The organism is Tardiphaga sp. 619_E2_N8_4 (assembly GCF_051810905.1).
Taxonomy (GTDB): domain Bacteria; phylum Pseudomonadota; class Alphaproteobacteria; order Rhizobiales; family Xanthobacteraceae; genus Tardiphaga; species Tardiphaga robiniae.
Map to the genome: position 1 here is coordinate 1,013,785 of NZ_JBPWQJ010000001.1, position 11,510 is coordinate 1,025,294.

An 11,510-nucleotide genomic window follows, 5' to 3' on the forward strand; every position below is an offset into this window, starting at 1 on the left:
GACTGGAAAGGGACATCGTTCCCTGTGATGGAAAACGCGCCGGGCGCGAACGCCCGGACGTACTCTAGCACCGGAACCCCCCCATGCGAAATCCATTGACCGGTATAACCCTGTCAAAGGCGGCGGACCATAGGGAGGGGCCGTTTGGGCGTCAATGCCGTCAGGACGGTTTAACCACCGGTGGATCGACCCAACCCACGTTACCGTCGCCTCGGCGGTACACGATATTCACCCGACCGGTACTGCCATGCAGGAATAGCACGACGGCCGCGCCGGTGAAATCAAGTTCCATGACAGCTTCGCTCACCGAGAACCGCTTCAGCGACCTGGTCGATTCGGCAATGATGACCGGATCGTAGCCACTGTCGGCATCGCCCTCATGATCGGGCGCCTCAAGGATGTAGCTCGGCGCGTCCAAAGTCGGGGCCGTGAGTTCGGCCATCGCCTGATTTTCAGCATGCGTCTTGCGCGCGGAACGATCCTTCAGCCGGCTCTTGTAGCGACGCAAACGTTTCTCGATCTGAAGCAGCGCCTGATCGGCGCTGGCGTAAGCATCCGCTGCATTGGAGTCCGCTTCGAGCGTAATTCCGGAATCGAGATGCAACGCACAATCGGTGCGGAAGCCGAAGCCGTCTTTGCTGAGCGTGATGTGACCGGAATAGTTGCCATCGAAATACTTGCGAAGGACCTCATCGGTCCGCTCGCTCACGCGGCCTCGCAAAGCGTCTCCGACATTGATGCTTTTTCCCGAGATACGAAGGGTCATGCTGATGCCTCGATTCTTCTGCCTTGAACCGACAGTATCCCGTTTCCACGGGAGTGCAATCAAGCTGGTGCAGTGTCGCGGGATCGGTCGGGTGCCCTATCGGACGGAGTGGCGGGTGCCGTGAGTGCATTGCCGAGCATACTCTGCTTGTCGCGCCGGCGCTGAACTGAAGACGGGATACGCATGGCTTCACGGTATTTGGCAACGGTACGGCGCGCGATATCAATTCCGGCTTCGCGCAAGCGTTCCACGATCGTGTCGTCCGAAAGAATAAGAGAAGGACTTTCTCCATCAATCAATTGCTTGATGTGATGTCGCACCGCTTCAGCCGAATGCGCTTCGCCACCATCAGCCGACGCTATCGATGCCGTAAAGAAGTATTTCAATTCAAAGCTGCCGCGATTTGTCGCCATGTATTTATTGGCGGTAACGCGCGACACCGTCGATTCATGCATTTGAATGGCATCAGCAACCGCCTTGAGATTCAGCGGCCGAAGATGCGCAACACCCTGCGTAAAGAAGCCATCCTGTTGCCGGACGATCTCGGTCGCAACCTTCAGGATAGTACGCGCGCGCTGATCGAGCGCACGCACCAGCCAGGTGGCATTCTGTAGACAATCTGTGAAGTACGACTTGTCGCCATCCTTACGGATCGTTTTCGACAATTCGGAATAATAAACCTGGTTCACGAGAACGCGCGGCAGTGTGTCGCTGTTCAACTCAACATGCCAGCCGCCATCAGGACCCGGCCGCACATAGACATCAGGCACTACGGTTTGTGTTCGCGCCGAGCCAAACTTCAGACCGGGCTTCGGATCGAGTCTGCGAATCTCACCTATCATGTCGGTCAGATCTTCGTCGTCGACGCCGCAGATTTTTCTGAGATTGCCGATGTCGCGCTTGGCCAGGAGATCGAGATGCTCGACCAGTGCCTGCATCGCGGGGTCGTAACGGTTCTGTTCACGCAACTGGATTGCGAGACATTCGCTGAGACTGCGCGCGCAGACCCCCGGTGGGTCGAATTTCTGCAACGCACCGAGAACGCTTTGGACATCGTCAACAGAGGCACCCAGCCGCTCATGCACGTCGCCGAGATCTTGCGGCAGGTAGCCGGCCTCATCGACGAGATCGATCAGATACTGACCGATCATCCGCTGCGCGGGCGACGAGAACGCCACCGAGAGCTGTTCGGCGAGATGGCTGCCGAGCGTCACTTCCGCGGCAACGAAGGCCTCGAGATTGTAGCTGTCGTCGTTGGAGGCGCCGCCGCCCCATTCGGTATAGGCGGTCGGAGCAGCGTCTTGTGCGTTGCGTGCGGCGGCTTCGGCCGGCTCTTCGGAAAAGACGTTGTCCAGCCCGGTGTCCAGGGTCTGTTCGATCTCGGCGCGGGTACCGAGTTCGCGGTTCATCCACTCGTCGGGCGCCGGCGCATCGAAGCTGTCGCCGCCTGAACGATCGGAAAAATCGGAATGGTCGCCGCCATCGTCGTGGCCGGAGGCATAGCCCGCCTCGTCCTGGCTCGAAAACTCGCTGCGCTCGGGGCTGGCCTCGCCGGCCACTGGCGGCTCAGGACCGTCACTGGCGCGTTCCAGCAGCGGATTGCGCTCCAGTTCATCTTCGACAAAGGTTGCGAGATCGAGATTCGACAGCTGCAGGAGCTTGATGGCCTGCATCAGCTGCGGCGTCATCACCAGCGACTGGGATTGCCGGAACTCTAGTCTCTGCGTCAGCGCCATGGAGGCAAAAACCGATCCAAAAGTTGGTCCGTTTCTTGCTTATCTCTTTCCCGGCCTGATGTACACGGCTTGACGAATTGTAAATTTGGTCTAGAGGCGGAATTCCTCGCCAAGGTAAAGGCGACGCACGTCCGGGTCAGCCACGATCTCCTCAGGAGATCCTTCCGTCAGGATTTCACCAGCATAGACGATGTAGGCGCGGTCTGTCAGCCCCAGCGTTTCGCGCACGTTGTGGTCGGTGATGAGCACGCCGATGCCGCGATTGGTCAGGTGACGGACCAGGTCCTGAATATCCCCCACGGCAATCGGGTCGATGCCGGCAAAGGGCTCGTCGAGCAGCATGTAATTCGGCCGCGTCGCCAGCGCGCGCGCAATTTCAACGCGGCGGCGCTCACCGCCGGACAGCGCGATCGACGGCGACTTGCGCAGTCTCTGGATGTTGAACTCTTCGAGCAGCCCGTCGAGCTCGCGCTCGCGTTTCTTGCGGCTGGGCTCGACGACCTCCAGCACCGCACGGATGTTCTGCTCGACCGTGAGGCCGCGAAAAATCGAGGCTTCCTGCGGCAGATAGCCGATGCCGAGGCGCGCACGTTGATACATCGGCAGCTGGGTGACGTCGTGGCCGTCAAGCTCAATGGCCCCGCTGTCGGGCTTGATCAGGCCGGTGATCATGTAGAACACTGTGGTCTTGCCGGCGCCGTTCGGTCCGAGCAGACCGACGGCCTCGCCGCGGCGAACATAAATGCTGACGCCGCGGGTAACCTGGCGTGAACCGAAGCTCTTTTTCACATTATGGACGGCCAGATAACCCGCGCGCGGGGTCGCTTTTGGCGCGGCGGCGCCGTTGGTCCGGGGCCGCGGCGGCGCCTTGTCCGGACGGCGGGCCGGCGCAGGTTGTGGGGCACGCGGCGTCTCCCCCCGGGCCTGCGGAACCTGGGGCGTATCGGCCGGGGCGGTCCGCGCGAGTGGCGGCGCCTCACGGCTGGGATTGCCCAGCATGTCGCCCATGCTGTCGCCGAGCGCCGTGATGTCGACCGGCGACCGCGCAAAACCCTGCGGACCGCGTTTTGGAGCGCGCCGACGGAACATGCCGAGGAAATCAACCATTCGCGCTTCGATCAGCCTTTAAACGTCATCCGCGCCAGGTCGCGGCATGTTCGATCACTGGGAACAGCATGGCGGACTAGATGTCCCTTGCCCAGCCGAACGCCAAGCCTTCCATGTCGATTAAAACAATGGCGATAACGGGTTACGCAGCCAGATTCAACCGGATCCGGCTCGTCTATATCGGCAAACCCTTCGAGTTACTTGGGTTTTCCGCCTCCAGGCCCGGGTATGATCGAGGTCGGGCCCCCGCCACCCTTCTGGCCGGACGACTCGAACATGCCCTGGACCCTGCCGCTGTTGGATTCGACGCGTGAGGTGCCCGTGGTCATATCCACGGTCAGACGATCGCCGCGCAGCACATTCTTGCCCTGGGTGAGCACAACATTGCCCTGCATGGTGACGAGATTGGTCCGGGTGTCGAACACCGCCGTCTCGCCGGTGACAACCTGATCTTTCTGGGTGACGATGACCCCGCCGCGCGCTTCAAGTCGCTTGATCGCCGACGAGCCGCCAGGGCCGGGCTGCGCCGCCTTGATCGGCGCCTTGGGCGCAGCCTTGGCCGCCTGCTCGTTCGCGGAGCCGCCGCCGTCATAGAAGACCACAAGAGTCTTCGACTTCATCGTGGTATCGCCCTGCACGACCTTCACATCGCCTGCGAAGGTCGCTTCCTTTTTCTTGTCGCGCATTTCCAGCGATGCGGCCTCGATCTGGATAGGCTGATCGCGATTCTGCGAGAAGCCCTGCATGGCATTCGGCACACCCTGCACCGCGCTCTGCGCATTTGCATCGGCTGTGAAAGCCAGCACGAGCACGGCGATCGCAGCGCCGGTCACCCCGCGGAATCGGACATTACTGACGGGAAAAATCATCACATTCATTTCGCGTTGGCGCGCTTGCCGTTGGCGGCCCGCGGTTTCACGGGCTCCGGCGCGGCTTCGGGCTCCGCCACGGTCTCAGGCTGAGCCGAAGCGTCCGGCGAAGGCGGGTCCATCTTCAGGTTCATCGACACACCGCCCTCGAACCGAACCAGCTCACCGTGTTCCGTGATGCGCATCCGTTGCCCGAGCAAAGTGCCATTGAGAAGTTTGACATCGACCGGTTCGTCCGACGTGACCGTGCCATTGGCAATATCAATGTTCGCCTGTGTCAGCTTGGCTTCGTAGCCGGTCGTCGTTTGCAGGAAAATGTCCTGATACAGATAGAGCATCTGCGATTTCGAATTGAACTTCCCGGTGCGGGCATCCATCGTCATCGTCGACTTGTCTTCCATCATCACCTTGGCGCGCAAGGTCGTTAGTTCGACATTGTCGGGATCTGTCAGATCCTGCGTCGCGGCCTTGGCCCATAACTCATAGGGCCGCCCGTCTGGCGAGAAACCGGCCAGATGCGGCGTCTCCATGGTGATCCTGGTCCCCGAAACGACCAGATTGCCCATGTCGAGCGGCAATTTGGCGAGGATCCGGAACGGATTGAAGATCGACACGCCGACAATTGCCGCCATCGACAGGATCACGACGGCAGGGACAGCAATCCGCAGCAGACGCACCAGACGGCTATGGCGTGCCGCGGCCTTGAACCGCGCATCCATGCCCGCCTGATAGCTGGGAATCTGAACTGAACTCACCGTCGCTCCAACGGGCCATGCCAAAAAGGGCCACACCGAAAGGCCTGCCAAACCGGCGCCAGTCTACGCTGAAATGCACCGGTTTGCAGCCCCGCCCACCAGAACGAGGAGTATGACCGAAACGCGGCGGGAGGCACCCTGAACTGTTTCAGAAAGTCACTTCGCCGCAGGCCGGTCACGAATGAGCGAAAATGTCCTCGTTTTCCCAGCCCGAAAGGTCGAGTTTGGCCCGGGTCGGAAGGAAGTCGAAACAAGCCTGCGCCAGCTCGGTGCGTCCTTCGCGCGCCAGCATGACGTTGAGGCGCTCGCGCAGCCCATGCAGATGCAGCACGTCCGACGCGGCGTAGGACAGCTGCGCCTCACTGAGTGTCTGGCTGCCCCAGTCGCTCGACTGCTGCTGCTTCGACAGATCGACGCCGAGGACTTCGCGGACCAGATCCTTGAGACCATGCCTGTCGGTATAGGTGCGGCACAGGCGGGAAGCGATCTTGGTGCAATAGACCGGCTCGGGCATGACGCCGAGCGCGTTGTAGAGAGCGGCGAGATCGAACCGCGCAAAGTGAAAGATCTTCGTCACCTTGGGATCGCCGAGCAGCTTCTTCAGGTTCGGCGCGTCCGTGTGGCCCATCGGGATCTGCACGACATCGGCACTTCCATCGCCGGGCGAGAGCTGCACCACGCATAGCCGGTCCCGATGCGGATTGAGACCCATGGTCTCGGTATCGATCGCAACCGAATCGGTGTAGCGGCTCAAATCCGGCAAATCGCCGCGATGCAGGCGGATGGTCATCTCAAAGGCCTCGGTATATTCGGCGTCGACGTGACGCGCATGAAACTCAGCTGGACATATGCACCCGATTGCCTGCGCAACGGGGCACTGCCGACATTTCGTCGATTATACCGATTTGGCCTTTCCGGATAGTTGTTCCTGCGGATGGCAGGGCGCTTCACCTGGCGCGCAGCTGTCCCAGCGCGCTGAGCCAGTTCTCCATGTGAAAGGTCCGGGAGATCTTGCCGTCCTTGATGGTCTGGATATCGATGGCCATCATCCGGAAGCTCTTGCCGGAATGCGGCACGCCGAACAGCTCGCCGGCCGGCGTGCCCGTCACTTCGCCGCGCACCACGACACGATCGCCAGCAACCAGCACTTCCTTGATATCGAATTTCATGTCGGGGATCGTGTTGGCAAAATTGCCGACCACCTTGATCGAGGTGTCGCGTCCCCAGCATTCGCCCGGAAGGTAGCCCGCGCAGGATTCGTAGTCCGGCGTCAGCACCTGTTCCTGGATGGTTTTCACATCCCCGCGGCTGGCAACATTGAACAGGCTGTACCAGGGCGCGATCGCGGCGCGGGCCTGGGCTTCGGTCATTGTCTGGGCGGTGGCGCCTGATGCACCCGTAAGAACGGCCGCTGCGAGAACGAGGCGCGAGAAAATGGTCATGAAACGCCTTCTCCATAATATGTATGTCAACCTACATATTATGACGGTCGACATACTGATTTGCAAATGATATTTGCGGATATGACAAAAGCTACTGATTCAAAAGGGAAAACGCTTGCTGCCGCAGCAAAGCTGTTTCGCCAGCAGGGCTACCACGGCACCGCATTGCACGACATTCTGGCCGCCGGCGGCTCGCCCCGCGGCTCGCTGTATTTTCATTTTCCGGGCGGCAAGGAAGAGATCGGCGAGACCGCGCTGACGCTGGCCGGCGAGGCAGTGCGCAAGGCAATCGCTGGCGCGGCCGAGACGTCGGAGGATGCCGAAACCTTCCTGATCCGGATTGCGCGCGGCATGGCCGCGGATCTCGAGACTTCGGATTTCAAGGAGGGGTGCCCGATCGCCACCACGGCGCTGGAGACCGCTGCGCAGTCCGACGTGCTGGGCGCCGCGACCAGAAACGCATTCCAGAAGTGGGAAGCCGAGATCAAAAAGGGACTGGAGCGATTCGGACGACCGGCTGATGATGCCGAGGTCATTGCAACAGCGGCATTGAGCCAGCTCGAGGGGGCGCTGCTGCTGGCACGGACCTATCGCAGCCTGGAGCCGATGCACCGCGCGGAGAAAGCCATCCGGTTACTGCTGCGCGAGGCGTGACGGGATCTCAGAATCCTTGAAAGTCGTTTCGTCATTTGCGGAAAGCTGACACATTCGCAAGCACGTTCATCCCGCGAAAATGGAAGTAGCAGATGAAGGTTCAACAGCAACGCCTGCCGCGTTTCGCGGTCTTGATTGACGCCGACAATACATCGCCTCAGATTGCCGCCGGACTGTTCGAGGAAGTTTCCAAATTCGGAGAAGCCAGCGTTCGCCGGATCTACGGCGATTTTTCGAGCCAACAGCTCAAGTCCTGGGCCGATATACTGCAGAAATATGCCGTCGATCCGTATCAGCAATTCGCATATACAAAAGGCAAGAACGCATCCGACATCGCGCTCGTCATCGACGCGATGGACCTGCTGCATAGTGGGCGCTTCGACGGTTTTTGCCTTGTTTCTTCCGACAGCGATTTTACCCGCCTCGCCTCACGACTGCGGGAGCAGGGAGCGGACGTCTACGGCTTCGGCAATCAGAGAACGCCGGAAAGCTTTCGGCAGGCCTGTCGCCGGTTCATTTATACGGAAAATCTGATCCCCGACCGCGCCGCGGCTACTACAGAACAGCCCCCAAAAGCCGTTGCCCTCAAAAACCCTGCTGCGGCCGTTCCCATTCTGGAAAAGGTCGTTGCGCAACTCAGCAACGAGGAAGGCTGGGTCAGCCTGGACCGCATGGGCGAGCAACTGCCGAACTTCGTTTCCGATTTCGATGTCCGGACCTATGGTTTCAGAAAATTGAGCGATCTCGTGCGCAAAACTGAAATATTCGAGATCGAGAAGACCGAAACTGGTCGCCTGAGAGTACGAGCCAAGGCCAAAGCGAAGCCTCCTAAGGCGGATGCTCCGAAGAGAACGTCAATACGGGCAAGAAAAGCCAGGGATGCGCGCGAGAAAGCCGCCAGCCAGAGCTGACGGCTATCCTGATCAGGACTTGGCAGTGCTCTATCAGGCCGGGTCGAAATAGTGGATTTCCATCAACACGCAGCCGCCGACCGACTTGAACGGGCCGTGATAGGCACCGGGCGGACGGCAGGCATAGGTGTTCGGCTTGAAGGACTCGCCGCCATTCCCCTGCTTGTCATTGCCGACGATCAGGTCGCCGGTGAACAGGAACACTTCTTCCCAATATTCGTGCACGAACGGCTCGGTGGTGTAGACGCCTGGCTCGAAGCGCAGCAAGCGGGTGCGGCTGCCACGCTTGTTCACCTCGTCGAGCGCCCCCGATAGGATCTTCTGCTGGATGCCGGCCGGATAGCCCGCGGGCGTCTCCCATCCCGAAGACATATCGACGGTACGGAATTCATCGTGAAGTTTATTGATGGCCATGGTCAGTTTTCCTGAAGGGACAGATCAAGCGACAGCACGCGGCGAAGCAGCCGGCGCCGTTAAGGTGGAGACTTCGTCGGCAAGGTCATAGCTGGAGAGCATCTTGTCGAGCAACGCCGCCGACCTCATCCAGTCATAGGTGCGGAAGGCATGGCCCTTGGTGACGAAGGTCGCGCCGGCGAAAAACATCTCGTATTGCGAGTGACGCGAGGCGAATTCGGAGCCGACCGCGTCCCAGGCCAGCTTGTAGAATTTGACCTTTTCTATCGCGCTGGCCGCGGGGGACTGCTGGGTCTTGCCGATCAGACGCGCCAATTCCGGATTGGCGAAGTCCTTCACCGAGGACGGCAGCATGATCATGCCGCCGCCGGCGAGCTCGCGCAGCGTGTTGATGACCTTGGAATAGAGCTGCTGGGTGAGGACCTGTGCCGAATACAGCATCGCCCGGTCCGGCACGTAATAAGCGCCGCGCTGCGTGCCCTTGGTCTCCATCGCAACGACGAAGGCTTCGACCATCGACACTTCGGCTGCGAGCTGGCCGAGCATTTCCCTGACCTGCGGGAAGCCGGCGATGCCGTTGGTTTCAGCGGTCCGATGCGCGATCCCGATCAGGAAACGCAGCTTCACCGAGAGCCGGATCATCGCCTGATAATTCTGATACACATGGGCCGGGGTGGCGTGGAACTGCTTCTGGCACATCGCGATGTCATCGACGATGAATACGCGATCCCAAGGCACCTTCACGTCGTCGAAATAGAGCACAGCATCGTTTTCATCGAAGCGGCTCGACAGCGGATTGTCGAACACGGATGGCGACGCGGCTTCATAAGACTTGCGCGACAGGACCTTCAGATCCTTGGTATTCATCGGAATCGCGAAAGACACCGCGTACTTTTCGTCGCCGGGCTGCAGCGGCTGGATACAGGTGACGAACACCTCGTTGGCCATGATGCCACCGGTGGCAAGCATCTTGGCGCCACGGATCGTCAGACCCTCGGCATCGCGCGACACCACGCCTGCTGACAGGAACGGATCAGCCTGCTCGGCCGCGCTCTTGGAACGGTCGGCCTGCGGATTGATGATCACGTAAGTGAGATAGAGGTCGTTGTCGCGGGCGTAGCGATAGTAATCCGCCAGCGCCTTGGCGCGATCCTCGTTGTAGGCCTCGAATACCTCGACGCCCATATACATACCGGCGATGCAGGAGGCGACGTGATCCGGCGCGCGGCCCATGAAGCCGGCATGCAGCTCGGTCCAGGCTTCCAGCCCGCGGCGACGATTGACCAGCGCATCATAGCTGCCGGGCAATTCCCAGATTCGGTTGGCTCGGGTGCCCGTCTCGGTCTCGAAAGTCATCAGCTCGCGATTTTCCGGCGCGCTCTGGAAATCGAACATCCGTCCGATCGAAGCCACCGCCCCCCGGAAGGCCGGATGGGTGGTCACGTCATCCACCAGCTCGCCATCGAGATAGATTTCACGGCCGTCGCGCAGGCTCGCGATATGCTGTTCGCCGGTCTTGATCATGGGTTGCCTCGATCACTTTCAGTCATGGGTAGCATTCTCAGGTGCATTATTTCAGTAGTGCATCGGCAGCGGCCATTCCGGGCTGCGCTCGGTACTTGCAAGGCTGCGATAGGCCCCACGGAAGAAGACCAACGGCTCGTTGGCCGGATAGGCGCTGAACTTCACCACCTGGCCGACGAAGATCACATGGTCCCCGCCGTCATACTGCGCGTATGGCGCACATTCGAAGTGTGCGAGCGCGCCGGCGATCAAGGGCGCCGCCTCATGGCCCAGCGTATGTTCGACCGCCGCCCACTTGTCGCCGAGCGCCCTGGCGAACTTGTTCGACAGATGCTCCTGATCGCGGCCGAGGATGTTCACGGCATAGCCCTTGGCCTCGGTCATCGCCTTGAGGCTGAAGGCCTTGCGGTCGATCGAGAACAGGATCAGCGGTGGGTCCACCGAGACCGAGTTGAACGAACTCATGGTCAAGCCGATTGCCTGGCCATCGGCCGCTTCGGCCGTGATCACGGCGACGCCGGTGGCAAACTGTCCGAGCGCCTGTCGGAAGGCGCGAGGATCCACGTCCGCAGTGGCGCCCATGGTCATCTCCTGATCGCGAAACCTGAACGACGCGCATTAGCTTTATAACAAAGCTATATTATCGAACGAAAGTGCGCGCTGTCAAGCATGGCTGGCCTGCTATCAAAACGCACTGGTTCCAACTTGTTTGTGCGTAACGCCGCCGCTATACGACTCATAGGTGTGCGGGGACCTGATGGCGATTAAGAGCAAATCACGTAAAATGAAGGTAGAACCGACGATTTCGCGGCCACAATTGATGGTCGACGGATCGGATCGGGCTTTCCGCCAATTTGTCCATGACACATTGGCGTTTTCGGCGCGGCTTCAGGCTGTGCGCGGGCAACTCGGCGCAGTGATCGGCCTGTCCGGCACGCAATACACCGTGCTGATCGCTATTGCTCATTTGAGCGGCACGGATGAGAAGATCGGCGTCAATCAGGTCGCCGAGCACCTGCACTTCAGCGGCGCGTTCATTACGATCGAGATCAACAAGCTGGTATCAAACGGCCTTGTTGAAAAAGAGACCGATGAGGAAGATCGCCGCCGCGTCATTCTGACCATCACGCCGAAAGCGCGCGCGCTGCTCAATGAACTGGCACCCGTTCAGCGTCCGGTGAACGATATGCTGTTTCGCAGCATGTCGGCTGCGGATTTCGAGCGAACGCGCAAGCTGATGTCGGAGATGGTGGACGCCGCCGACGAGGCGATCCGGCTGCTGGACTACAACGCACCGGCATCGGTCGCCCGGCAGACCAAATAACCTGCTGT

General features: G+C 60.2%; 13 protein-coding genes. 3 read left to right on the plus strand and 10 right to left on the minus strand.

Translation table 11 applies throughout. The features are described 5' to 3' along the window. Window positions 1–160: 160 nt before the first annotated feature. The 7 genes from hpf to AB8A23_RS04800 all read right to left on the minus strand — a co-directional run bounded on the left by hpf (window position 161) and on the right by AB8A23_RS04800 (window position 6,675). Window positions 161–766, minus strand: coding sequence for a ribosome hibernation-promoting factor, HPF/YfiA family (hpf, locus tag AB8A23_RS04770; RefSeq protein ID WP_089266375.1), 606 nt, complete (start codon window positions 764–766; stop codon window positions 161–163). Window positions 767–825: 59 nt separating this feature from the next. Then, window positions 826–2,502 carry an RNA polymerase factor sigma-54 gene (rpoN, locus tag AB8A23_RS04775; protein WP_175369396.1) on the minus strand — a complete coding sequence of 559 codons (1,677 nt, stop codon included), beginning with the start codon at window positions 2,500–2,502 and terminating at the stop codon, window positions 826–828. A 90-nt stretch (window positions 2,503–2,592) separates the two neighbouring features. Continuing rightward, window positions 2,593–3,609, minus strand: a complete 1,017-nt coding sequence (gene lptB / locus AB8A23_RS04780; protein WP_175369395.1) for an LPS export ABC transporter ATP-binding protein — start codon at window positions 3,607–3,609, stop codon at window positions 2,593–2,595. Window positions 3,610–3,806: 197 nt separating this feature from the next. Continuing rightward, the gene (locus tag AB8A23_RS04785) at window positions 3,807–4,478 is read right to left on the minus strand and encodes an LptA/OstA family protein (protein ID WP_439060576.1); all 672 of its coding nucleotides are present in this window, start codon (window positions 4,476–4,478) and stop codon (window positions 3,807–3,809) included. A 5-nt stretch (window positions 4,479–4,483) separates the two neighbouring features. Then, window positions 4,484–5,233: an LPS export ABC transporter periplasmic protein LptC gene (gene lptC, locus AB8A23_RS04790; RefSeq protein WP_439060288.1), complete on the minus strand. Its 750-nt coding sequence runs from the start codon at window positions 5,231–5,233 to the stop codon at window positions 4,484–4,486. A gap of 175 nt (window positions 5,234–5,408) precedes the next feature. Continuing rightward, window positions 5,409–6,023 carry a ribonuclease D gene (locus tag AB8A23_RS04795; RefSeq protein ID WP_068730302.1) on the minus strand — a complete coding sequence of 205 codons (615 nt, stop codon included), beginning with the start codon at window positions 6,021–6,023 and terminating at the stop codon, window positions 5,409–5,411. Between the two features lie 157 nt (window positions 6,024–6,180). Next, window positions 6,181–6,675, minus strand: coding sequence for an ester cyclase (locus AB8A23_RS04800; protein ID WP_439060287.1), 495 nt, complete (start codon window positions 6,673–6,675; stop codon window positions 6,181–6,183). 81 nt (window positions 6,676–6,756) lie between these two features. Between AB8A23_RS04800 and AB8A23_RS04805 the strand changes: the two genes are divergently transcribed. Further along, window positions 6,757–7,329 (plus strand): TetR/AcrR family transcriptional regulator, encoded by a 573-nt coding sequence (locus AB8A23_RS04805; protein ID WP_439060286.1) that lies wholly within the window; start codon window positions 6,757–6,759, stop codon window positions 7,327–7,329. A gap of 92 nt (window positions 7,330–7,421) precedes the next feature. Then, the gene (locus AB8A23_RS04810) at window positions 7,422–8,240 is read left to right on the plus strand and encodes an NYN domain-containing protein (protein WP_439061195.1); all 819 of its coding nucleotides are present in this window, start codon (window positions 7,422–7,424) and stop codon (window positions 8,238–8,240) included. Window positions 8,241–8,273: 33 nt separating this feature from the next. On the opposite strand, the gene AB8A23_RS04815 is transcribed toward AB8A23_RS04810, so the two are convergent. Genes AB8A23_RS04815 through AB8A23_RS04825 form a run of 3 tightly spaced genes read right to left on the minus strand, consistent with a single transcriptional unit; the run spans window position 8,274 to window position 10,760 of the window. Continuing rightward, window positions 8,274–8,654 carry a cupin gene (locus AB8A23_RS04815; RefSeq protein ID WP_089266367.1) on the minus strand — a complete coding sequence of 127 codons (381 nt, stop codon included), beginning with the start codon at window positions 8,652–8,654 and terminating at the stop codon, window positions 8,274–8,276. Between the two features lie 24 nt (window positions 8,655–8,678). Further along, on the minus strand, window positions 8,679–10,178 hold the full coding sequence (locus AB8A23_RS04820) for a 4-hydroxyphenylacetate 3-hydroxylase family protein (RefSeq protein WP_439060284.1): 1,500 nt from the start codon (window positions 10,176–10,178) through the stop codon (window positions 8,679–8,681). Window positions 10,179–10,229: 51 nt separating this feature from the next. Next, window positions 10,230–10,760, minus strand: a complete 531-nt coding sequence (locus AB8A23_RS04825; RefSeq protein WP_231078599.1) for a flavin reductase family protein — start codon at window positions 10,758–10,760, stop codon at window positions 10,230–10,232. A 202-nt stretch (window positions 10,761–10,962) separates the two neighbouring features. Here AB8A23_RS04825 and AB8A23_RS04830 point away from each other — a divergent pair, with 202 nt between their 5' ends. Next, window positions 10,963–11,502: a MarR family winged helix-turn-helix transcriptional regulator gene (locus AB8A23_RS04830; RefSeq protein WP_158596735.1), complete on the plus strand. Its 540-nt coding sequence runs from the start codon at window positions 10,963–10,965 to the stop codon at window positions 11,500–11,502. Window positions 11,503–11,510: the final 8 nt, after the last annotated feature.

What these genes read in the sequence shown, in the direction of transcription:
- hpf (WP_089266375.1), bottom strand. Translation starts at nt 766, where the DNA reads ATGACCCTTCGTATCTCGGGAAAAAGCATCAATGTCGGAGACGCTTTG.
- rpoN (WP_175369396.1), bottom strand. Translation starts at nt 2,502, where the DNA reads ATGGCGCTGACGCAGAGACTAGAGTTCCGGCAATCCCAGTCGCTGGTG.
- lptB (WP_175369395.1), bottom strand. Translation starts at nt 3,609, where the DNA reads ATGGTTGATTTCCTCGGCATGTTCCGTCGGCGCGCTCCAAAACGCGGT.
- AB8A23_RS04785 (WP_439060576.1), bottom strand. Translation starts at nt 4,478, where the DNA reads ATGATTTTTCCCGTCAGTAATGTCCGATTCCGCGGGGTGACCGGCGCT.
- AB8A23_RS04795 (WP_068730302.1), bottom strand. Translation starts at nt 6,023, where the DNA reads ATGACCATCCGCCTGCATCGCGGCGATTTGCCGGATTTGAGCCGCTAC.
- AB8A23_RS04800 (WP_439060287.1), bottom strand. Translation starts at nt 6,675, where the DNA reads ATGACCATTTTCTCGCGCCTCGTTCTCGCAGCGGCCGTTCTTACGGGT.
- AB8A23_RS04805 (WP_439060286.1), top strand. Translation starts at nt 6,757, where the DNA reads ATGACAAAAGCTACTGATTCAAAAGGGAAAACGCTTGCTGCCGCAGCA.
- AB8A23_RS04810 (WP_439061195.1), top strand. Translation starts at nt 7,422, where the DNA reads ATGAAGGTTCAACAGCAACGCCTGCCGCGTTTCGCGGTCTTGATTGAC.
- AB8A23_RS04815 (WP_089266367.1), bottom strand. Translation starts at nt 8,654, where the DNA reads ATGGCCATCAATAAACTTCACGATGAATTCCGTACCGTCGATATGTCT.
- AB8A23_RS04820 (WP_439060284.1), bottom strand. Translation starts at nt 10,178, where the DNA reads ATGATCAAGACCGGCGAACAGCATATCGCGAGCCTGCGCGACGGCCGT.
- AB8A23_RS04825 (WP_231078599.1), bottom strand. Translation starts at nt 10,760, where the DNA reads ATGGGCGCCACTGCGGACGTGGATCCTCGCGCCTTCCGACAGGCGCTC.
- AB8A23_RS04830 (WP_158596735.1), top strand. Translation starts at nt 10,963, where the DNA reads ATGAAGGTAGAACCGACGATTTCGCGGCCACAATTGATGGTCGACGGA.